Origin of the sequence: Novosphingobium mangrovi, assembly GCF_022818885.1 — a bacterium.
Classification (GTDB): domain Bacteria; phylum Pseudomonadota; class Alphaproteobacteria; order Sphingomonadales; family Sphingomonadaceae; genus Novosphingobium; species Novosphingobium mangrovi.
The window spans coordinates 75,532-97,491 of sequence record NZ_JALHAT010000026.1; the positions used below are offsets into that span (position 1 = coordinate 75,532).

Genomic DNA, 21,960 nt, shown 5'->3' on the forward strand with positions numbered 1-21,960 from the left:
GGAATTCGAGCGGGCCCCTATTCAATCCGGAACAGAGGTGTTCGCGGTGTCGGTGTACGTTGTGGGCTGTTCTAATGCAGCGCGAGATAGTTCCAGACAGGACGCAACTATGAATCGACTGGATTGGGGCGGCCCTATTGGGGGCGGGAAACGCCACCTGCGTGCGGAATACTTGTGCGGAGGTTCGCCATGCTGAATCCGTTCGGACGCCTTTCGCAGGACCTGCGTGACGCCCTCAGGGGACTTGGCCGCGTGGCTCCGGTCGTGCTGGTCATCAGCAGTGTCTACAATGTCCTGCTGCTTTCGGGTTCGTTCTTCATGCTGCTGGTCTACGACGATGTCCTGCCCAGTCGCTCGCTTCCCTCGCTGTTCAGCCTGCTTGCGCTCGTGCTCCTCGCCTACGTGTTCCAGGCCGTGCTTGATGTCGTGCGGGGGCGGATCATGGTTCATGTCGGATCGCGCTTTCTGGAGGAGACCAGCGGGCGCGTGCTCGACATTCTCGCCCGCTTCGAGCTTTCCCGTGGCAGCCTGCCCAACGGGACCCAGGTGGTTCGCGATGCCGATACCGTGCGGGGGTTCCTGTCGGGGCCGGGCCCTCTCGCGCTTGTCGATCTGCCCTGGATCCTCGTCTATCTCGCCGTCCTTAGCGTGTTCCACTGGAGCCTGGGGCTGCTTGCGCTGGTGGGGGTGGGCGTGCTGGTCACGCTGATGGTGGCCAACAACCGCTCCACTGGCCCGCTGGCGCTGGAGACGATGAAAGCGGGTGCGCGGCGCTCGGCCCTGGCCGAGGCCACCTTGCGCAACGCCGAGACGCTGAAAGCTCTGGGAATGGCGCCGTCTCGCCGGGATGAGTGGACCGAGGCCGAGGCCGCATATCTGCGCGCGAACGAAGCTTTCTCCGCGCGCGCCAGCACGCTGTCGGGGGCGACCAAGGCGTTCCGCATGTTCCTCCAGTCTGCCACTCTGGCGCTCGGCGCCTATCTCGTGATCGAAGGGCAGGCGACAGGCGGCATCATTATCGCCAGCTCGATCCTGTCCTCGCGGGCACTGGCTCCGGTGGAGCAGGTGATTGCCCATTGGAAATCAATGGTGGCCTGTGGCCAGGCGTTGGGGCGCATGCGCGAGCTGATGGAAGCCGTTCCCGCGCAAGCCGAACCGCTGGGGCTAGAGCCCCCGCGCGAGGCTTTGCGCGTACAGGGGCTGACCGCGGGACCTCCGGGGCTCAAGCGGGTGACCCTTGCCGAGGTACGCTTCTCCCTGAAGGCCGGGGACGCGCTGGCGGTGGTCGGGCGCAGCGGGTCGGGCAAGACTACGTTGGCGCGTGTGCTGTGCGGGGTCTGGAGCCCGCTGCGCGGTGCGGTGCGGCTTGATGGGGCGACGCTGGATCAATGGTCGGCGTCCCAGATCGCGCAGTTCATGGGCTACGTGCCCCAGAAGATCGAGCTGTTCGAGGGCACGATTGCCGAGAATATCGCGCGTTTTCGGCCCGATGCGGACCGGGACAAGATTCTGGCGGCGGCCCGCGCGGCGGACTGCCACGAACTGATCGTGCGCCTCGAAGGGGGCTATGGCGGACGGATCGGCCCGGGCGGAGGAGGTCTCTCGGCCGGGCAGCAGCAGCGCATTGCGCTGGCCCGCGCGCTCTATGGCGATCCCTTCCTCGTGGTCATGGATGAGCCCAACAGCAATCTCGACCACGAAGGTGAGGCCGCGCTGGCCCACGCCATTGCGGCGCTGCGCGCGCGCGGCGGCATTGCCATCGTGATCGCGCACCGCCCCGCCATCGTTTCGCAGGTGAGCCACATCATGGTGATGAACGGCGGACGCGTCGAACGCTTTGAAACCCGCGCGGAGTTCGAGACGCGCATGCGCGCGAGCAAGGACGCTTCGAGCACGGCCAAGGACAGCAAGAGGGCAGGAGGCAATGCCATGGACGGGGAGGCTGCGCATGCGCTGCGCACGGTGCGTATGGAAGAGGAGCTCGACCAGTGAACGTTCATTCCTCCATGCTCGATCCCGTTCCGCTGCACGGCGGCGAACCTCTCGTGCGTGCGCCAGAGGCGAGGGGGGAGCGACGCCTGACGCGGCTGTCCCGCCTGGGGCTGGGGACGGTCGGCGCGCTGGTGGTGGGTGGACTCGGGCTCGTGGCCTTGCTCCCCATGGCAGGTGCGGTCATCGCGCCGGGCACGGTGACGGTGGAAACCCACGTGAAAGAGATCTCGCATCCCTATGGCGGCGTGGCCTCCGAAATTCTGGTCGAGGATGGCGACGCGGTGCGCAAGGGGCAGCCCCTGGTCCGGCTGGATGACAGTGTTACTGGGGCTTTCGCCACTTACGCAGGATTGGAGCTTGATCAGCTGGTCGCGCGGGCCGCGCGCTTGCGGGCGATAGAGGCGGGCGCGCGGAGCATCGATTTTCCCGAGGAACTGCAGGCACGTGCAAGCGAACCGGGGGTGGCCCGAGCAATGGAGGACGAACGGCTCAGCTTCGAGCTGGAGCGACGCGCCCGCGCCGACCAGTTGGGGCAGCTGCGCGCGCGCGTGGTCCAGACCCGCGCGGATGCCGACAGCTATCGCAGCCAGTTGGGCGCGCTGGGCGAGCAGGAGCAATTGATCCGGCAGGAACTGGAGCAGATGCGCGCACTCTACGCGGATCGCCTGACCACGCTTGACCGCCTCAACGCCCTCGAGCGCTCGGCTGTCGGTGTACGTTCCGAGCGTGAAGGGGCCGGCGCCGGCCTGGTGCAAGCCCGCGCGCGGGTTGGCGAATTGCGGGTGCAGATGGCGGGCCTCTCCAGCCGTGCGCGAAGCGAGGCGGCGCTGGAGTTGGCCCAGGTTGAGGCCGCCATCGCGCAGCGTCGGAGGGAGACGGCGGAAGCGCGCGACCGGGCCGAGCGGACGGTGATCCGTGCTCCGCAGGATGGACTGGTCGACAAGCTCGCCGTGCGAACCCTGGGGAGTGTGGTTCCGGCGGGCGAGCCCCTGATGGAGATCGTCCCCGAAGCCGATCGTCTGGTTGTACGCGCGCAGGTGCGGCCCATGGATATAGATCAGGTCCTGTCGGGGGGCGTGGCCCATGTTCGCTTCTCGGCGCTCAATATGCGCACGACCCCCGAACTTGAGGGCAAGGTGACGCATATCGCCGCCGACAGTTCTCTGGATCGAGTGACCGGTGCTACGTACTATCCGGTCACTATCACCATTTCGGATGCAGAGTTCGACAAGCTTGAGAAGGCCCGTATTTCTGTGGGTATGCCGGTCGAAGTCTTCGTGCAGACCGAAGAGCGTACGATCCTGCACTACATTATTAGGCCGCTTTCGGATCAACTCCGGCGGGCGCTGCGCGAGTAGGTGCGATACCTCAAGGACATTCTTCTTAGGTTGAAACCGAAAGGTCGATGGCCATGACGGCATGTCCCGCCAGCAGCAAACGGATCGACGGTACCTGGCGCCCCGGTGCATCGGGAGTGGTGGGCCACGCCGTCGCGGGGCGCTGGGGATGGTGGATTGGAAGTGCGAGCCTTGCGATGGGGGGCGTCGCCATGCCGGTAGGGCTTCATGCGCAGAGCCTGGGGGCGGGATGGGCGCTCGATGGCACACCCTCGCTGGACCGACCAGGGGTTGCGGGCAACCGGATTGAGCCCGGGTTCGAGACTACGCCGCTCCAGGTCGGCCCGTTCCGGCTCGAACCCAGAATCTCGGCCATTGGGGGCTACGATGGCAACGTCTTCAACGAACCCGACGCGCGCCGTGACGCGGCGCTGGTCGTGGCTCCTCGCCTCGATGTCGCGCTCGACGATCCGCGGCATCGCGTGAATGTGGTGCTGTCCGGTCGCTTGCGCCGCTTCGCTCGGACGGGGACGGAGAACAGCGACGCGTACGGCGCGCGCGGTAATGGCCGCTTTGCTCTCGGCCCCAATGTGCAATTTGGCGTGACACTGGAAGCTACCCGGCAGATTGAACCACGCAGTTCCTCGGGCGCCGCGACCAATGCGCGTGAACCGGTGAGTTACCACCGTCTTGGCGGGGAGGCGGCTCTGCAGTTCGACCTTGGCCGCTTGCGGGTGTCCGGTGGGGCGGGCGTTCGCCGTGTGTCTTACAATGATCTGGATTTGCGTGAAGGCGATACTCGGGACCAGTCCTTCCGCGATACGCGGGCACTGTCGGCCGATTTGCGGATTGCGTACGATCTTTCGGGATTTCTTTCCGCGTTTGTCCAGGCGCGGGGGGATACACGCCATTCGTTCCGCGCCGCGCCCAACCAGGCGCGCGATTCGCGTGGCGGGGCCATCACCGCAGGGATCAAGGGCGAGATCGCGCCTCTGGTTTCGGTGGAGGCGTCCGCGGGATACCAGGTGCGCGACTACGACAATCCTGACTTCCGGGATTTTCAGGGAGTTGGCTTCAAGCTTGAGGGGGAGTGGTACGCCACCCCCTTGCTGACCTTGCAGCTGCGCGCTGAACGCCGTTTCCGCAACAGCGGCAACAGGGATGTGGCGGGCATTCTGGAAGATACGCTCACCGCAACCGTGTTCTACGATCCGACGCGGCGCTTGCGCCTGTCGCTCGCAGGGGAAGTCGCTCGGGACAACTACCGCGACGTCTCCACGCGGGCTCGCCGTGTACGCGCTGATGTGCAGATCCAATATCGCATCAACCGGCACGTCGCACTTGCCGGGCAGGTCTACTGGCGTGACCAGCATGTGTCCGGAGCGCCGCTCGTCAACGCCTTCACCGCATTCGGCGCGGGCCTGGGTCTGACCATCACCCCATGACCGCATGGAACACACCAGCCAGGGAGCCTGTCGCTTGAACCTGCCCGCCCTCTACGAGCCGCAAGGCCGACCGCCGCAGCTTCTCGCCCGGGATACCGGGACTTACCGCGAGGAGGATGGCGAGGACGCCATCTCGGTACGCTTCCTTTTCGCCATGCTCATGCGGCGCCGGGAGGTCGTGGTACTCACTCTGGCCCTGTGCGTCATGCTGGCTCTCGTCTTCACCTCGGCGCAGTCCCGCATATATTCGGCGAGCGCGGACGTCGTCATGATTACCGGCGACACCCAGATTGCTCCCGAGGACGAAGGAGAGGCCCGGGAAGGGCCGACCCGGGCTGAGGATGTGGAAACACAAATCCAGTTGATCCGCTCGCGCGATATGGCGGGTCAGGTCCTCGAAGCGACCGGATTGGAGGAGGACGCATCCTTTCGGGCCGACGTGCTGGAACCACGCTCGATGCTGGACAACCTCCTTGGCACAGTAGGGCTCTCGGACAGGCAAGGCGCGAGCCAGGAGGTCGACGCGGCGACCCTGCGTGAGCGGGCGGTCACCTATCTGATCAAGCGCATACATGTCATCCGGGTGGGCAATTCCTTCAACCTGCGCATCGAATTTTCCGACGTGGACGCGGCGCGCACGGCGCAGATCGTCAATACCTATGCGCGGCTCTACACGCTTGATGACCTGCAGGAACGAGCACGGGGCAGCGCTGAAGCGGCGGAAACCCTGCGCGAAAAGGTCGCGGAACTGAGCGAAACGGCGAATGCCGCCTTTGCCAAGGTCCAGGCCTACCGGGTGGCCAATGGCCTGATCTCGTCCTCGGCGACCGGACTGACGGAGCAGGAAATTTCCACGTACAACCAGCAGGTGGCCAGCGCCCGTGCCGAGGCCGCGCGCGACGCGGCCGCCCTGCAGAGCGCGCGCTCGCAGATGGCCGCCGGCGGAGCGGGCAACGTCGGCTCCGCAGCGTCCTCCCCGGTGGTCGCCTCGCTGCGAGCCCAGCGCGCGCAACTGGTGACGCGTGAGCGCGACCTTTCGCAGCGCTACTTCGATGAAAATCCCGAACTGGTCACGGTGCGTCGTCAGATTTCGGATCTCGAAACGCAGATCGCAGCGGAGGTCAATCGCTCGCTGCAGGCCCTGTCCACCCAGGCTCGCGCTTCTGCGCAGCGCCTTTCGTCCCTGCTCGCCAGTCGCAATGGCACGCGGGCGCAGCTCGGGGCGGACAACACCGCGCTGGTGGAACTGGCGGGGCTCGAGAAGGAGGCCGATGCGGCCCAGTCGCTCTATCGCAGCTATCTGGAGCAGCTCAACAAGGTGGTTGCGGGCAGTGGGACCGAACGCCCTGCCGCGCGCCTCATCTCGGCGGCCAACGTGCCTGGACTGCCCGTGTCGCCCAACCTGACGCTCAACCTGGCGCTGGGCGCGGTGGCTGGCATCTTTGCAGGCGCACTGTTGGCGATCGTCTCGGAGATTTCCTACCGCGGTTTCACCACCATGGAGGATGTCGAGAAGCGCCTGAACGTGCCGGGCCTTGGCGCAATTCCGGCCTTTGCCACCGTCCAGCCGCACAGCGGCTCGCCGCTCGAGACCGTGCGCGACTTCCCGGATGGCGCTTTCTCCGAGGCCTTGCGCAACGTGATCGTCTCGGTGCGCTATCTGACCGGAGGATCGGGCCGCGTCATTGCTCTCGCCTCATCCGTGCCGGGGGAAGGCAAGTCCACGCTTTCGGCGTGCCTGGGCCGCTCGCTGGCGACGGCGGGGGAGAAGGTGGTCGTGGTCGATTGTGACGTGATCCGCATGCAGCTGACCCGTATGTTCGCTTTCGACAATGGACAGCCGGGTCTGATGGAGGCGCTGGCCGCAGAAGACAGTCCGATCCCGTGCTACGAAGAGCCGGAATCGGAAATGCGGATCGTCCCGATCACTCGTGCCTTTGCGAAGGGGGAGCGGCTGACGGAGCGGGGGCGCTTTGCCCGGATGGTCGCGCGGCTGCGCGAGGACTATGACGTGGTTCTGCTCGACTGCCCGCCGGTCCTGCCGATCGCCGAGACGCGGGACATCATCGCCTGTGCCGATGCGACCTTGCTGGTGGTCGGCTGGCGCAAGACCACCGACCGGGTTGTCAGGGCCGCGATGCGGCTTCTGCCTGCGCGGGCGCGCAAGAATCTGGGCGTTGTCCTCAACAAGGTCGACATGGAAAAGCAGGTGCGTTTCGGAGGGGACGACGCGGCCAGCTTTTATACGCAGTATGCGGGGTATTACCGGTGAGCGGCGCGCAGCCCGCTTTCTCAGGGCGCGTGGCTCTCGTTCACTACTGGCTGGTGGGCATGCGGGGCGGCGAACGCGTGCTGGAGCGGCTCCTGCGTCTCTTCCCGCAGGCCGATATCTTCACCCACGTCTACGATCCGGCGCGCATGTCCGGGGCCTTGCGCGGGGCCCGTGTGGAGGAGAGCTTCATCGGACGGCTGCCTGGCGCGCGCAAGCATTACCAGAAGTATCTGCCGCTCATGCCGATGGCGCTCGAGGAACTCGACCTGCGTGCCTATGACCTTGTCATCAGCAGCGAATCCGGCCCGGCCAAGGGTGTCATCACGCGCAATGATGCGCTGCACCTTTGCTACTGCCATTCGCCCATGCGGTACCTTTGGGATCATTATCAGGACTACAAGTCGGCGGCGGGGCGGCTCAGCCGGGTGCTGATGCCCGCGATGTTCCACCGCCTGCGCCAGTGGGACGTCAGCTCGGCGCAGCGCGTCGACGCGATCCTGGCCAATAGCCGCTTCATCGCCCGGCGCGTGGGCAAGGTCTGGGGGCGCGAAGCCGAGGTCGTGCATCCTCCAGTGAGCGTATCGGAATTCGCGCCATCGTCGCAGGTCAGCAACCGCTACCTCTGGGTCAGCCAGATGACCCCCTACAAGCGCGCTGATGTCGCGTTGGAGGCCTTCAACCGGATGGGCGTACCCGCTCTCATGGTGGGCGATGGAGAGATGGTGCGAGAGATCGAGCGGCGCGCCGGTCCCAATGTGGAGGTGCGCAGGCGCCTGAGCTTTTCGGAACTGAAGGAGGCCTACGCGACCTGCCGTGCGCTTGTCTTCACGCCGGAAGAGGACTTCGGGATCGTTCCTGTGGAGGCGAACGCCAGCGGCAGGCCGGTGATTGCTTTCGGGCAGGGCGGGGTCACGGATTCGATCGTGGACGGAAAGACCGGGCTGTTCTTCCCCGAGCAGAGCGTCGAGGCGCTGTGCGACGCCATCAGCCGGTTCGAGCGGTGGGAGCGCGAGTTCGATCCGGCCGCAGCTGTTGCGAACGCACAGCGCTTCGCTCCCGAGGTATTCGATGCGGGCATCCTGTCCGCGGTGGAAAAGCTACGCGCACGCGCGCCAATGTCTGCGCTGGCGATGACATAGAGGAAGGGGACGGATCATGCAGTTTCGTTTTCGTTTGGGGATGGCGCTGGGCCTTCTGGCGCTTTCAGGATGTGGTGCGCAGGTCAGCCGGGAACTTCCGAGCGTGGGAGTGGTGGAATACCGCCTCTCTCCGGGGGATCAGCTGCACCTTGAAGTCTTCCGCGAGGAAACACTTAGCGGGGATTACGTGGTGAACGATGCGGGCGCCATCACGCTGCCCATGGCGGGGGACTTTCCGGTCACGGGCAAGACCGTCGCACAGGCGCGCGCCGAACTGGAGGCCCTGCTCGCCGGGGGGTACGTCCGCGATGCCAGGGTCAATCTCACGATGGCCGAATACCGCCCGGTCTTCATCCTCGGCGAGGTGACCCGGCCCGGTGAATATGGCTATGCCCAGCGCATGTCGGTCCATGCTCTGGTCGCAAAGGCGGGAGGCTTTACCTATCGTGCCAACGAAAAGGTGGTCTACATCCGGCACGCGCTGGAAGGGGAGGAAACGGCCTACGCGCTGACCAGCGCGGCGGCGGTAATGCCGGGAGACACGGTGCGTATCGGTGCGCGCTACTTCTGAGATGCGAAGGCTGGACACCTGCCTGAAGTCGGCGCAGGATTTCTTTCCGGGAGGAGGACGCGGCGTGGGAGTGAGGCCCGAGCGAGTGGTCGTTCTGCACGATTTTAGCGAAGTGCTGGGTGGGGCATCCCACCTGGTGCAGGTGCTGATCGGGCAATTGCGGGCGCGGGGCATTCCGGTCACCTTCATTGCCGGGGATAGGGGCGCCCACTTCACGCGTGAGGATGTCGCCTTCGTGCCTTTGGGTGGAAAGGACTTGCTGGCGCGATCCCGGCTTGGTGCCTTGACGCTGGGGCTTCACAATCCGGCAGTGCTGCGCAGCGTTCGGGAGTGGATCGCGATGTACGACACGCCCGGCACGATCTATCATCTGCACGGCTGGTCCAAGGTCCTCTCTCCTTCCGTGTTCGCGGCCCTGAAGCCGGTCGCGCGGCGTCTTGTCCTTCACGCGCACGACTATTTCAATTCGTGCCCCAATGGAGGGTTCTTCGATTACCGGGAGGAGCGCGATTGCGAGTTGAAGCCCCTGTCGCGGGCGTGTCTCGTGCGCCGCTGTGACAAGAATTCGCAGGCGCAGAAGCTCTGGCGTGTCGGGCGTGAGGCGCTGCGGCGACACTGGCTGGATGGAGCCTCGAACGCGGCCCGGATGCTGCTGATCCATCCCGGCCAGACGCGGCTGTTCCAACAGGGGGGATGGCCCGAAGACAGGCTTCATGCTGTTCGCAATCCGGTGACCCCGCCCTGCAAGGCGCGCGTGCGGGCCGAAGCCAACCGCGGGGTTCTCTTCGTCGGACGAATTTCGCGGGAGAAGGGCGCGGATCTCGCCGCTTTAGCGGCGAAGGAGGCGGGCGTGCCGATCACGTTTGTGGGCGAAGGTGCCGATGAGGGGGCTTTGCGGGCTCTTCATCCCGGCGCGCGCTTCCTCGGGCGGCTCGATCGCGAAGGCGTGGCAAAGGCCATGGCCGAGGCGCGTGTGGCGGTCATGCCCAGTCGTTGGTCGGAGCCATTCGGTCTCGTCGCGCTTGAGGCGATCGGCTCGGGCCTGCCCGTCATCGTCAGCGAGCGGGCATTGGTGGGACCGGAGATCGCAGAGGCCGGACTTGGCCTCGCGCTGGATACGGCGGATATCACGCAGTTCGCCGCAGGCATCGCGAAACTGCATGCCGACGATGCGCTTGCGCGCGAATTTTCCGAAGCTGGCCGGGCGCATTACCGCGACTTGTGCCACAGCCCGGAAAGCTGGGCGGACGCTGTACTGGATCACTATGGACAGGTCTTGCGGGAATCTTGGGACTTCGGAACCGCCATGCAAGGCTGAACTTGGGGCCGAGCAGCCAGGAAGGAGGATCCGAGGGCCAACGCCCTCGGGCTCCCCGGACTGTCGACCTTACCTCAGGCAAGCCGCCTTTGGTAAGAGAGGTGAGGAGGCCGAATAGGGGGCGACGCCTTGCAGGCTTTTTGCCTTTTCCCGGCTCTCCCTTCTCAGAAGCGCGCCGTCACACCCAGCCACAGGCGCGCCGGATCGATCACGTAACCCGAGGTGTCGTAGTCGAGCCGCTTGTCGAAGAGGTTCTGGATGCCGCCGTGCAGGCTGAATTCGGGAGAAATGCGGTAGGTCCCGCCGATGTCGACCGTGGTGTAGGAGGCGGCAAAGACGTTCGTGCCGCTGATCTGCGCTTCCGTGACCGCTTCCTTGCCGCGATAGATGGCGCGGGCGTAGGCGCTCAGGCGCTCGTCCGGGCGCCAGTTGAGCGAGGCGGAGGCCTGCTCCTTGGGCGTGTCGTTGAGTGCGCGGCCCGCATTGTCGCCAGTGAGCTGTTCGGAATCCGTGAGCGTGCCGCTGGTGGTCAGGCGCAGTGTCGGCGTCAGGCGCAGGTTCAGCGTGACCTCGATGCCGCGCACGCGGGCCTCGTCGATGTTGACGTAGGTCGTGGGAGGACGGCCAATCGAGCTCAGCGGCTCGTCGATACACCAGGCGGAGGCCTGCGAGCAGGTGATGCGGGTTATGCGGTCATGGAACTTGGTGTCGTAGGCCGTGACGCTGGCTTCGAGCGGGCCGCTGTCGAGCATGGCGACGGCCTCGAACGTGCGCGAAGTCTCGGCCTCCAGATCGGGGTTGCCGTAGATCGTCCCACCGCGGCTGTTCTGCCCCCAGTCGACGAGGGTCTGGCGCAGGTTCGGCGCCCGGAAGCCCTGCGAGTACCCGCCCTTGAAGGTGATTTCGGGCGTGGCATTCCACACCGCGTAGAGGCGCGGGGTCCAGTGCGTGCCGTACTGCTGGTCATCGTCGAGGCGCAGGCCGCCGGTGAGGTGGAGGCTGCCCGAGATTTCCAGCTCGTTCTCGGCAAAGAGCGCCCAGTTGGTGCGCGAGGCGCCGGTGCGGCTGGAACCGGAGAGGCCGTTGCTGGTGAGGTCGGTCATGTCCTCGTTGCGGTAGAAACCGCCCAGCGTCAGGTTGTTGGATGGCAGCGGGATCGCCCAGATCGATTGCGCGACGGTGTTGCGGATTCGCTTCTGGCCCTCGACGTGCTTGGCGTCCTCGTACTGGACGTAGGTGTCGTCGCTGGCAAAGCCCCAGTCGCCGTGGTGGCTGACCGAACCGACGTAGCGGCGCTGGGTCATGGCGTAGATCGTGCCATCCGGGTCCTCCGTGCCGCGGTTGGCCTCGACCGACTTGCCGACCGTGGAAAGGGTCTGCTGGCTGTAATAGCCTCCCTCGACAAGGAAGCGGTGGTCGGGGCCGGCCTCGAAGCCGATCTTGCCGGCCAGACTCTCGTCGCGGCGCTCCGGGGTGCCGCCGATCACGCTGTCTTCCGAGCGGCGGTTGAGCGAGCCCTGGACCTGGAGCCCGACGCCCTTGGTGACAGGGCCCGAGAGGTAGAAGTTGGCATCGCCGAAGTTGCCGAACTTGTCGGAGAACTGCATCGTGCCGTTGGCGCGCAGACTGCCCGACCAGGTGTCGGCAATGGCGCGGGTGATGACGTTGACGACGCCGCCCATCGCGTCCGAGCCGTAAAGCGAGGACATGGGCCCGCGCACGACTTCGATACGTTCGATCGATTCCAGCGGGGGGAGGAGGCCACCTTCGGAGATCGAGCCGCCGTTGGTGCGCGATTCGCGCGCGCTCAGGCGCTTCCCGTCGACGAGGATCAGCGTGTACTGCGGGGACATGCCGCGGATCGAGATGTCGCGGCTATTGCCTTCGCCCGTGGTTACCGTGACGCCGGGCACTTCGAGCAGCGCGTCGGTGACCTCGCGGTAGGGAAGGCGGTCGATGTCGTCGCGCGTGATCACGCTGATCGAGGCCGGGGCGTCCTTCACCTCCTGCGCGCGGGTCGATGCGGTGACGACGATCTGGCCGGGATCGCCGATGTCGGCCGCGTCATCGGCCACGGCCGGAAGGGCGACAAGGCTCGCTGCAATCCCACACATTGCGGCGCTGAGGCGCAGCGCACTGATCGGCTTCTTCACGTTCGTTATCACCATGCTTGATATTGCGAATTGTTCGCGTGTTGCGCTCTTGCACTACTGCGACGCACTCGCAACGATCAAATGCGAATAGGTCTTATTCAGGTGTGGATAGCGCAAGGAGCCTTGATCGCGACGCGGGGTGGGAGAATGGTTTCCCGCCGTGCCGAAGACGCTGACAATTGAAAGTGGTGGTCCGAGGGCCATAACCCTCTGGCTCCCCATACCGGTGTCCTCACCTCAGGTGCGCCACCTTGGTCCAAAGGGGGGACGTCACCAGGTTCGGGGGCAAGGGGTGATGACCCCTGGGATCGCACTTCCTCTTTCCGCCTATTCCTTTGTTCGTACGCGCCCTCAATCCTCGGGGACTGGCTCCGCGTTCGCGGTCAGCAGCTGTTCGCGCAGCCAGATCGAGCCGGGATCGTTGCGGCTGCGCTCATGCCACAAGAGCCAGTAGGGGAAAGGGCCGAGACCTTCGGGAGCATCGAGAACGGCGAGTTCGTCGCGGCGGGGGCAGTCATGGACAAGGCGTGAAGGGACGACCGTGACGAGGTCTCCGGCCAGCAGGAGGTCAGGGGCGAGAGCGAAGTAGGGCACGCTCAGCATGACCTTGCGGTGGCGCACCGCTTCGCCCAGGGCGGTCGAGACACGGTCGAGTTCCGCATCGCTGACGGTGAGGCCAAGGTGCGGATGGGCGAGGAATTCGCCCAGCGGCACCGGCCCCTCGCCATGGCGCGCGAGCGGGTGGTCCTTGCGGGTCACGCAGACGAAGTGGTCGGTGAAGAGAAGTTCGCGGTGCACCTGTTCGGGATCGTGGTCGAGGCCCGAGATGGCAAGGTCGATCTCGCCATGCGCGAGCTGGCGGTGCGAAGCGTGGCCAAGTGGCTGCAGGTCAAGCGCGAGCGAGGGCGCGGCCCTGCGCAGGCGCGCCATGGCGGGCAGGCAGGCGGATTGCACGCCGAAGTCGGTGGTCGCGATGCGGAAGCGCCGTTCGAGCCGGGCCGGATCGAAGTCGGCCTCGTCGAGGAGGCTGGTGGTAGCGGCCACCCAGTCGGTCAGGCGGTCGACAAGTTCCTCGCCGCGCCAGGTGCGGGCCATCTGGTTGCCCGAGCGCACCAGGAGCGGGTCCTTGAGCACCTCGCGCAGGCGGGCGAGGGCCCGGCTGACACTGGGCTGGCTCATCCCCAGCATGAGCGCGGTCGTGCTGACGCTGCGGGTCTTGAGCAGGTAGGCCAGCACCAGGAGCTGGTTTGGGGGTAGGTGGGGCGAGAGCATGATCCTGCTAATGCAAGTCATTCCTACCCTGGCGCAAGGGCACTCTGCCGGAATTTACAGGCTGGAAATGGTTCCGAAACGGCCGCGCCATGTCGGGTGGATGGCAGTGGCCCGGTTTGGCGGAATCCAGGGCGTGCGGGTGCTCCTTCACCGCGACTCCGGGGGAAGGCGGACAGGACGCGCGAATCAGCTGCCCCAACGAAAAACCCCCGCCGCGCAGCAGGTGCGGGCGGGGGTTTTTCCAAGCGGACCGGCGCACGAAGCGCCGGTGGGCTCGCAAGGGCTGGCTTTACGCGTCGGCCTTCTTGCGGCTCATGCGCTTGCGCTCGTTGGGGTCGAGGTAGACCTTGCGCAGGCGGATCGACTGCGGCGTCACTTCGACCATTTCATCGTCGTCGATGTAGGCAATGGCCTGCTCGAGCGTCATGACCTTGGGCGGGGTAAGGCGGATCGCGTCGTCCTTGCCCGACGAACGCACGTTGCTCAGCTGCTTGGCCTTCATCGGGTTCACTTCGAGGTCGTCCGGCTTGGCGTTCTCGCCGATCACCATGCCCTCGTAGAGCTTTTCCTGGGGGGCCACGAACAGGATGCCGCGGTCTTCCAGGTTGTTGAGCGCGTAGGCGTTGGCTTCACCACTGCCGTTCGAGATGAGAACGCCGTTGAGGCGGCCTTCGATCTGGCCCTTGTAGGGACCGTACTTCTCGAAAAGGCGGTTCATGATGCCGGTGCCGCGCGTGTCCGAAAGGAACTCGCCGTGGTAGCCGATGAGGCCGCGCGAGGGGGCCGAGAAGGTGATGCGGGTCTTGCCCATGCCCGAGGGACGCATGTCGGTCAGCTCGGCCTTGCGGCGCTGCATCTTCTCGACGACCGTGCCCGAGTGCTCGTCGTCCACGTCGATCACGACGGTTTCGTACGGCTCGGTGCGCGCGCCGTTCTCGTCTTCCTTGAACAGCACGCGCGGACGCGAGATGCCCAGCTCGAAGCCTTCGCGGCGCATGGTCTCGATGACGACGCCCAGCTGAAGTTCGCCGCGACCGGCAACCTCGAAGCTGTCCTTGTCCTCGCTCTCGGTGACGCGGATGGCGACGTTGGTTTCCGCTTCGCGCATCAGGCGGTCACGGATCAGGCGGCTGGTGACCTTGTCGCCTTCGCGGCCCGCGAGCGGGCTGTCGTTGACCGAGAAGCGCATGGCGAGCGTCGGCGGGTCGATCGGCTGCGACTGGATGGGTTCGGTCACCGAGGGATCGGCGATGGTGTGCGCGACGGTGGCCTTTTCAAGGCCGGCAAGTGCGATGATGTCGCCTGCGCGCGCTTCCTCGACGGGGACGCGGTCAAGGCCACGGAAGGTCATCAGCTTGGATGCGCGGCCGGTCTCGATGACATTGCCCTGGCGGTCCATGGCGCGGATCGGGTCGTTCATCTTGACGATGCCCGACTGGACGCGGCCGGTGAGGACGCGGCCCATGAAGTTGTCGCGGTCGAGCAGCGTTGCGAGGAACGAGAAGGGCGCGTCGACGTCGAGGTCGGGGGCCGGGACGTGGTCGCGGATGAGCTTGAACAGCGGCTCCAGCGTGCCTTCGCGCGCTTCGATGTCATCGCTTGCGTAGCCGTTGCGGCCCGAGGCGTAGAGGACGGGGAAGTCGAGCTGTTCGTCGTTGGCATCGAGGCTGACGAAGAGGTCGAAGACTTCGTTGAGCACTTCGTCGGCGCGGCCGTCGGGACGGTCGATCTTGTTGACGACGACGATGGGCTTGAGGCCCAGGCCCAGCGCCTTGCCGGTCACGAACTTGGTCTGCGGCATCGCGCCTTCCGAGCTGTCGACGAGCAGCACAACGCCGTCGACCATCGAGAGGATGCGCTCCACCTCGGCGCCGAAGTCGGCGTGGCCCGGGGTGTCGACGATGTTGATGCGCAGGCCTTCCCACTCGATCGAGGTCGGCTTGGCGAGAATCGTGATCCCGCGTTCCTTCTCGAGGTCGTTCGAGTCCATGGCGCGCTCCTCGACGCGCTGGTTGTCACGGAAGGTACCGGACTGGCGGAAGAGCTGGTCGACGAGGGTGGTCTTGCCGTGGTCGACGTGCGCAATGATTGCGATATTGCGCAAGGGAAGCGGGGCGGACATGCGGAGGCCTTCAAAATAAGAGGGGCGCATTGCGGGGCACGATTGCCTGCAAAATCCGCGCGCCCTTAACGGAAATGTTGCATGGCGGCAAGCTATCTTGGGTCCGGCCCTTGCACAGTGAACTGGGGCAGCCCGATGCCTTGGGGGCATCGAATTGGTGGAAAGTCACTCGAAAATCTTTGAAAATTTGCGCCGTACGTGGGACGAATTGGTCATCTGGCCGATGTTTGAAATCGGTCATCTGAGAAAAGAGAGGGGCTCTTATGGTGCCGTACGGCGGTTTTTGGTGGCGGGTTCTCGCCTATTTCATCGATGCGATCCTGTTGCAGATCGCCCTTTCCATCGTGACCGGCTTCCTGGGGCTGGGTGTGGGCTTCAACGCCGCGCTGATGGGCGGCAACGAGGATCTGATCATGGGCCCGATGGTGGCCGCTTCGGTTCTGATCAGTTTCGTGGCGCAGTGGCTCTACTTCGCGCTTCTGGAAAGCTCCAAGATGCAGGCGACGGTGGGCAAGCTCGCGATCGGGCTGGTCGTGACCGATCTCAATGGCCAGCGCATCAGCTTTGGACGGGCGACCGGGCGCTACTTCGCCAAGATCCTGTCGGGCCTGATCCTGCTCATCGGCTACATCATGGTCGCCTTCACCCAGCGCAAGCAGGGCCTGCACGACATGATCGCGAGCACGCTGGTCTACAAGACCCGCGACCCGCGTGAAGTTGCCGAAGGCGCCGACGTCTTCGCCTGAGGCGAAACACTGCGCACCTGAAAAAGGGGGCAGGGGCATGGCGCCCTTGCCCCTTTTCGCATCTAGAGCTCGCGTAGGGCGCGGGCAGGCCGGGCGCGCAGCTGCGGCAGCGAGCCGCCCAGCGCAAAGGCGAGGACAAGGACCAGCCCGGCGGCGAGGACGGCGAGGATGCGCGGCCAGTCGGGAAGCCATTCGAACTCGAAGAGCTGGGTGATGACCGCCCAGGCCATCGCGCTTCCCAACGCCAGCGCGACAAGGCCCAGCACCAGTGCGAGCGCGCCGTACTCCACGATCTGGAGGACAAGGAGCTGGCGGCGGCTTGCGCCCAGCACGCGCAGGATCACGTTGTCGTAGGTCCGGCTGGCGCGTGCGGCGGCAATCGCGCCCAGGAGCACGGCAAGGCCCGCCAGCACCGCGACCGAGGCCGCGGCCAGGATCGCCAGTGTCATCTGGTCGAGGATGCCCCGCGCCTCGGTCAGCAGCGAGCCGGTCTCGATCACCGAACTCGAAGGAAATTCACGGGCCAGGACCGGGAGGAAATCGCGTGCGGTGCCTTCACCCCCGGTCTCGATGGTGGCGGCAAGGTTATGCGGGGCATCGGCCAGCGTGTTGGGCGAGAAGACCATCACGAAGTTGAAACCCATCGTGTCCCAGTCGATCCGGCGCAGCGCGGCGATTCGCGCGGTGCGCTCGACACCGAGCAGGCTGACGGTGAGGTAATCGCCTACCTTGAGGCCCACGGCCTCTGCAAATTCCTCGTCGATCGAGACGAGCGGTTCGCCCGAGTAATTGGCTGCCCACCATTGCCCCGACGTCACCGTGCTCCCCTCCGGGACCGTTTCGGCATAGGTGAGGCCGCGCTCGCCGCGCAGCGCCCAGGCACCCTCAGGGCGCTCGTCGAGATCGGCGACGCGGGTCATCGCGTCTCTGGGGCCATAGGCGATCACCCGGCCGCGCAGGTTGGGCACGATCCGGACGCTGGAGCCGGGCAGCGTACGTTCGACGGTGGCGCGGAAATCCTCGGCTCCGGCCTTGGGGATGTCGAGCACGAAGTAGTCGGGCGCGCGGTCGGGGAGCGCGGTGCGCATGTTGCCATCAAGGCTGGTCTGGATCGCGGCGATCAGGACGAAGGCGGAAAGCCCGAAGCCCAGCGCGGTGACAAGCGCGCCCGTCTGTGCGCCGGGACGCGAGAGGTTGGCAAGTCCGGCGCGCAGGATCGGATCGCCGGGACGCGGCAGGCGAGTGGCCAGCTTGCGGATGCCAAGGCCCAGCGCTGCGAGGAGGCCAAGGAGCAGCGCCGATCCTGCGAGGAAGCCCAGCGTCACCATCGGCTGCGCGGCGTTGACAAGCGCGAGCGCAACGATGGCGGCAAGGCCAAGGCCCACGGGAAGCGCAAGTGTGCGCAGGTTCGCGCGCAAGGGGGAGACGCCCGCCCGCATCAGCGCCATGGCCGGGAAACTGCGCGCGCGCGCCAGCGGGGGCGCGGCAAAGATCAGCGCGACAAGCAGGCCGTAGGCGGCCGCTGTTGCAAGCGCGGCCGGGGCAATCGTGGTGCCGGTATCGACCGGGAGCAGATCGCCGAGCGCCCGGGCGAGAAGCGGGGTGACCGCTATCCCTGCGACAAGTCCGGCAAGGCTTCCAGCTAGCGCCGCGCTGCCCACCTGCAGGAGATAGATGCGTGCGATGTCGCGGCTGGTGGCCCCAAGGACCTTCAAGGTGGCGATCGAGGAGCGCCGGGCCTCGAGGTAGGACGAGACCCCGCCGCCGATGCCGATCCCGGCGATGACCAGCGCGGCAAGGCCGACGAGGATCAGGAACTGTCCCATGCGCTCGACGAAGCGTGCGGTGGAGGGGGAGGCGGCTTCGTGGGTGCGGACCTCGAAGGCGTCCTCGCCAAAGGTGTCGGTGAGGGCCTCGGCGGTCGTCTCAGCGTCGCGTGAGGGCGCATCGAAGCGCACGCGAACGGCGCTTCGGTACATGGCACCGGGCGCGGTGAGGTTGGCCTTGGCCGGCAGGTCGGCGGCCGCGATGGCGAGGTCGCCCAGCGCGAAGCCTTCGGAAAGCTGCTCGGGGTCGCTGGCAATGATCCCGCCGACCCGAACCGTCTCTCCGCCGAGCGAGAAGCTGTCGCCGACTTCAAGACCAAGTCGAGCCGCCGTGCCGCGCGCGATCCATGAGGTTCCTGAGGGCGGCGCGCCCACGTCGCGGCCATCGGCAAGGGCCAGCGTTCCGTAAAGGGGCCAGTTCGCGTCCACGGCCTTGAGGGCCACGGGCGCGGTGAGATCGCCCTTGCGGGCAATCGCCTGCATGCGGGTGCCTTCCGACACGGTGCCGAGTTCGTGCAGGGCTGTGCGTTCTGGCTCGGTCAAGCCGCGCTGCCACATGCGCAGTTCAATGTCGCCGCCCAGCACCTCGCGGCCCCGGCTGGTCAACTCGCGCTCGATCGAGCCGGTCAGCGTGCCGATGGCGGCGAGCGCGCCGACACCCAGAAACAGGCAGACGAGGAGCAGGCGCAGGCCCTTGAAGCGGGCGTGAAGGTCGCGCCGGGCGATCTTCCAGGCGGTGGCCCAGGGCAGCGCTTGCTCAGACATAGCGGGCTCAGACATCGGGCGCGGACGCGGGCAAGCTGTCGTGGGCGATGACGCCGTCGCCAATGGTGACGATGCGTTCGCAGCGCTGCGCGAGGCTGGCGTCATGGGTGATGATGACGAGCGTCGCCCCGGCTTCCGCCCGGCGTGCGAAGAGCAGTTCGACGATGCTCTCACCCGTCGCCTGGTCAAGGTTGCCGGTGGGTTCGTCGGCGAAGACGAGAGTGGGGCGGGGCGCCAGCGCGCGGGCAATCGCTACGCGCTGCTGTTCGCCGCCCGAAAGCTGGGCCGGGTAGTGGCGGAGGCGGTGGCCAAGGCCGACCGCGGTCAGTTCGGCTTCGGCGCGTTCGTGGGCATCGCTGATCCCGGCGAGTTCGAGCGGGGTTGCGACGTTCTCGAGCGCGGTCATCGTGGGCAGTAGGTGAAAGGCCTGGAGGACGATGCCGATACGCCCGCGACGGGCCCGGGCGAGCTGGTCCTCCTCCATCCCGGCAAAATCGGCACCTGCGACCTGCAGCGCCCCGGAACTTGCGCGCTCAAGGCCGGAGAGGACCGACATCAGCGAGGATTTGCCCGAGCCCGAGGGGCCCAGCAGTGCCAGCGTCTGGCCCACAGGAACGGTGAGGTCGATGCCCTTGAGGATCTCGACCGCGCTCGCACTCTGGCCCAGCGTCAGGCGCAAGTCCCGCGCGTGGATCGCGGGCGAGGGGGCGGGGGAATTGTCGGACGGGGAGTGGGAAGATCGGGTCACGGCTCCCATATGGGGGGAGATTTACGCATTTCACAAGCCCGCCGAATATGGAGAAGTCCTTGCGCCGTCTGAATTTCGTGGTTCCGCTGCTGCCCCTCGTCCTGCTTTCGGCCTGCGGCGATCCCGCGCCAAGCTCGGCTCCGTCGAGTGCGGTGGTGGGCGATGTCGGCGTGGCCATGCCGGTGATGGGGCCGGAACGGCGGATTCTCGCTTTCGGGGATTCGCTGCTGGCGGGATATGGTCTGGACGATGGCGAAAGCTATCCGGAGCGGCTGGAGCAGGCGCTGCGCGCGCACGGCGTGAACGCGCGGATCACCAACGCGGGCGTTTCGGGCGATACGACGGCGGCCGGCCTCGCGCGGCTCGACTTCACGCTGGAAAGCCAGCCGCAAAGGCCCGAGCTCGTCATCATCAGTCTGGGCGGCAACGACATGTTGCGCTCGCTTCCCCCCGAGGAGACCCGCAGGAACCTCGAAGAGATCGTCGCGCGCCTGAAGGCTGACAATATAGAGGTGGTGCTTCTGGGCATGCTAGCCGCGCCCAACCTGGGCATGGACTATGCCGAGCAGTTCAACCCCATCTACCCGCAGATCGCGCAGGAGGAGGGCGTGACGCTGGTGCCTTTCTTTCTCCAGTCGGTGATCGACAAGCCCGACCTCATGCAGGACGATCATGTTCATCCCACCGCGCTTGGCGTCGATGCCATCGTCAGCGCCACGCTCGACGACGTCACGCGGGCGCTGCCTCCGGTCGAGGACGAGGATGAGGACACGGCGGAAGGCGGCTGAAAAAGATCGCTTGAAGATCGGGAGGTAGGCCCCAGATAGCCTATCCCAAGAGGCGCCCCGGGGCGCCGTCCGGCCACTTCGGTTGACGCGCAGGCACAGGTCTGCGACTCTTGGGGCCAAGCTGGCGCGTGTTTGACGCCGCCGAACGAGCGATGCGCGGGGGGCCTGGAGGGCACGGCGCGTCGGAACGAATTATCCCGAAGGAATACCTATGCAGAGCGCAAAGAGCGGCGATACCGTGCTCATCAACTTTGAAGTTCGCACCGATGCCGGTCAGGTTGTCGGCAGCACCCAGCAGGAAGGCCCGCAGACGGTCACCATCGGCGGTTCGGAAATCTTCCCGCAGGTGGAAGCTGCGCTGATCGGCATGGAAGTGGGCTCGGAGCAGTCGGTGACCATCGCTGCTGCCGATGCGTTCGGCCCGCGCCGCGAGGAAATGATCGTCGAGATCCCGCGCAGCAACCTGCCCGCCGAGCCCGAGCCGCAGATCGGCATGGAGCTTGCCGCACGCCAGCAGGACGGCTCGACCGTCAACCTCGTCATCACCGAGATCGGTGAAGAGGCGGTCAAGGTCGACGGCAACCACCCGCTCGCGGGCGAGGACCTGCACTTCGGTCTGACCCTGGTCGAGATCAAGGCCGCCGCCTGATCCGATCCGGCTTTGCCGGTTGAAAAGGCCCGCTTCGGCCTCCCCGCAAGGGAGCGCCGGGCGGGCCTTTTTCGTGTCCGGGCAGGGTTACATCCGTGTCGCGGTGCCTTCGCGCACGTGCCAGACGGCGGCTTCCTCCAGGATCGGTCCGAACGGCGCGGTCTCGGTGCCGGTCAGCCAGACCTGGGCGGAGCCCGTGCGAAGGCGGTCGAACAGCGCCTCGCGCCGCACCGGGTCGAGATGCGCCGCGACCTCGTCCAGCAGCAGCAGGCGCGGGCGCGTCTCGCCGCCGCTTTCGAGAAGGTGCGAGTGGGCCAGGACAAGAGCGATGAGCATGGCCTTCTGCTCCCCGGTCGAGCAGTCCGCGGCGGGCTGGTTCTTGGCGGCCATGATGACTTCCAGCTCGTCGCGGTGGGGGCCGGTCAGCGTGCGCTGGGCCGCGCGTTCGCGCGGGCGGCTTTCGCGCAAGGCTTCGGCCAGCGCTTCGGCCGCAATCGGGCCACCGGGGCGGTAGATGAGGGCGGGCCTTGCAAAGGGCGCGTCGGGGAGCGCGGCGAGGACCGCGTCCAGCTGGGCAATAAGATCCGCGCGGGCCTGCGCGACGGCGCTTCCCGCCTCGGCGATCTGGAGTTCGATCGCATCGAGCCACCAGGGGTCGGGCGTGCGCGGATCGGCGAGCATACGGTTGCGTTCGCGCACCGCGTTCTCCAGCCGCGCGGCGTGGCCTGCGTGCGCGGGGCGAAGGGCCAGCACCAGACGGTCGAGAAAACGCCGCCGTCCGCCCGCGCTTTCGGTGAAGAGGCGGTCCATCGCCGGG

General features: G+C 66.3%; 16 protein-coding genes. 10 read left to right on the forward strand and 6 right to left on the reverse strand.

Annotated elements, in window-relative coordinates; all coding sequences use genetic code 11:
* Nucleotides 1-189 precede the first annotated feature (189 nt).
* The 7 genes from MTR65_RS14035 (at nt 190) to MTR65_RS14065 (ending at nt 10,074) form a co-directional block, all read left to right on the forward strand.
* Complete coding sequence (locus MTR65_RS14035; protein WP_243801231.1) at nt 190-1,992, forward strand: type I secretion system permease/ATPase; 1,803 nt, start codon at nt 190-192, stop codon at nt 1,990-1,992.
* Nucleotides 1,989-3,350, forward strand: coding sequence for an HlyD family type I secretion periplasmic adaptor subunit (locus MTR65_RS14040; protein ID WP_243801233.1), 1,362 nt, complete (start codon nt 1,989-1,991; stop codon nt 3,348-3,350). The genes MTR65_RS14035 and MTR65_RS14040 overlap by 4 nt, the downstream gene beginning before the upstream one ends.
* A 47-nt stretch (nt 3,351-3,397) precedes the next feature.
* Nucleotides 3,398-4,774 (forward strand): outer membrane beta-barrel protein, encoded by a 1,377-nt coding sequence (locus MTR65_RS14045; protein ID WP_243801235.1) that lies wholly within the window; start codon nt 3,398-3,400, stop codon nt 4,772-4,774.
* 34 nt (nt 4,775-4,808) lie between these two features.
* Complete coding sequence (locus MTR65_RS14050) at nt 4,809-7,046, forward strand: GumC family protein (RefSeq protein WP_243801237.1); 2,238 nt, start codon at nt 4,809-4,811, stop codon at nt 7,044-7,046.
* Nucleotides 7,047-7,075: 29 nt separating this feature from the next.
* Entirely contained in the window at nt 7,076-8,185 is a 1,110-nt protein-coding gene (locus tag MTR65_RS14055) for a glycosyltransferase (RefSeq protein ID WP_243801240.1), read from the forward strand.
* Nucleotides 8,186-8,201: 16 nt separating this feature from the next.
* Complete coding sequence (locus MTR65_RS14060) at nt 8,202-8,756, forward strand: polysaccharide biosynthesis/export family protein (protein ID WP_243801242.1); 555 nt, start codon at nt 8,202-8,204, stop codon at nt 8,754-8,756.
* Nucleotides 8,757-8,841: 85 nt separating this feature from the next.
* Nucleotides 8,842-10,074, forward strand: coding sequence for a glycosyltransferase family 4 protein (locus MTR65_RS14065; protein WP_243801245.1), 1,233 nt, complete (start codon nt 8,842-8,844; stop codon nt 10,072-10,074).
* A 164-nt stretch (nt 10,075-10,238) separates the two neighbouring features.
* Here MTR65_RS14065 and MTR65_RS14070 read toward each other — a convergent pair whose 3' ends face one another.
* The 3 genes from MTR65_RS14070 to typA all read right to left on the reverse strand — a co-directional run bounded on the left by MTR65_RS14070 (nt 10,239) and on the right by typA (nt 15,621).
* The gene (locus tag MTR65_RS14070; protein WP_243801247.1) at nt 10,239-12,227 is read right to left on the reverse strand and encodes a TonB-dependent receptor domain-containing protein; all 1,989 of its coding nucleotides are present in this window, start codon (nt 12,225-12,227) and stop codon (nt 10,239-10,241) included.
* Between the two features lie 351 nt (nt 12,228-12,578).
* Nucleotides 12,579-13,499 (reverse strand): LysR family transcriptional regulator, encoded by a 921-nt coding sequence (locus MTR65_RS14075; protein ID WP_243801250.1) that lies wholly within the window; start codon nt 13,497-13,499, stop codon nt 12,579-12,581.
* 289 nt (nt 13,500-13,788) lie between these two features.
* Nucleotides 13,789-15,621: a translational GTPase TypA gene (gene typA / locus MTR65_RS14080; protein WP_243801252.1), complete on the reverse strand. Its 1,833-nt coding sequence runs from the start codon at nt 15,619-15,621 to the stop codon at nt 13,789-13,791.
* A 263-nt stretch (nt 15,622-15,884) separates the two neighbouring features.
* On the opposite strand from typA, the gene MTR65_RS14085 reads away from it, so the two are divergent.
* The gene (locus MTR65_RS14085; RefSeq protein WP_226638352.1) at nt 15,885-16,367 is read left to right on the forward strand and encodes an RDD family protein; all 483 of its coding nucleotides are present in this window, start codon (nt 15,885-15,887) and stop codon (nt 16,365-16,367) included.
* A gap of 62 nt (nt 16,368-16,429) precedes the next feature.
* Here the strand turns inward: MTR65_RS14085 and MTR65_RS14090 are convergent, their stop codons facing one another.
* Nucleotides 16,430-18,958, reverse strand: coding sequence for an ABC transporter permease (locus tag MTR65_RS14090; protein WP_243801254.1), 2,529 nt, complete (start codon nt 18,956-18,958; stop codon nt 16,430-16,432).
* A gap of 7 nt (nt 18,959-18,965) precedes the next feature.
* Nucleotides 18,966-19,715 (reverse strand): ABC transporter ATP-binding protein, encoded by a 750-nt coding sequence (locus MTR65_RS14095; protein WP_243801256.1) that lies wholly within the window; start codon nt 19,713-19,715, stop codon nt 18,966-18,968.
* A gap of 50 nt (nt 19,716-19,765) precedes the next feature.
* Between MTR65_RS14095 and MTR65_RS14100 the strand changes: the two genes are divergently transcribed.
* Nucleotides 19,766-20,494, forward strand: coding sequence for an arylesterase (locus MTR65_RS14100; protein ID WP_243801259.1), 729 nt, complete (start codon nt 19,766-19,768; stop codon nt 20,492-20,494).
* 211 nt (nt 20,495-20,705) lie between these two features.
* A complete protein-coding gene (locus MTR65_RS14105; protein WP_039392589.1) occupies nt 20,706-21,143 on the forward strand; it encodes an FKBP-type peptidyl-prolyl cis-trans isomerase in 438 nt (145 codons plus the stop codon).
* Nucleotides 21,144-21,230: 87 nt separating this feature from the next.
* Here MTR65_RS14105 and MTR65_RS14110 read toward each other — a convergent pair.
* The coding region (locus MTR65_RS14110; RefSeq protein ID WP_243801261.1) for an SbcC/MukB-like Walker B domain-containing protein at nt 21,231-21,960 on the reverse strand (730 nt) is incomplete at its 5' end.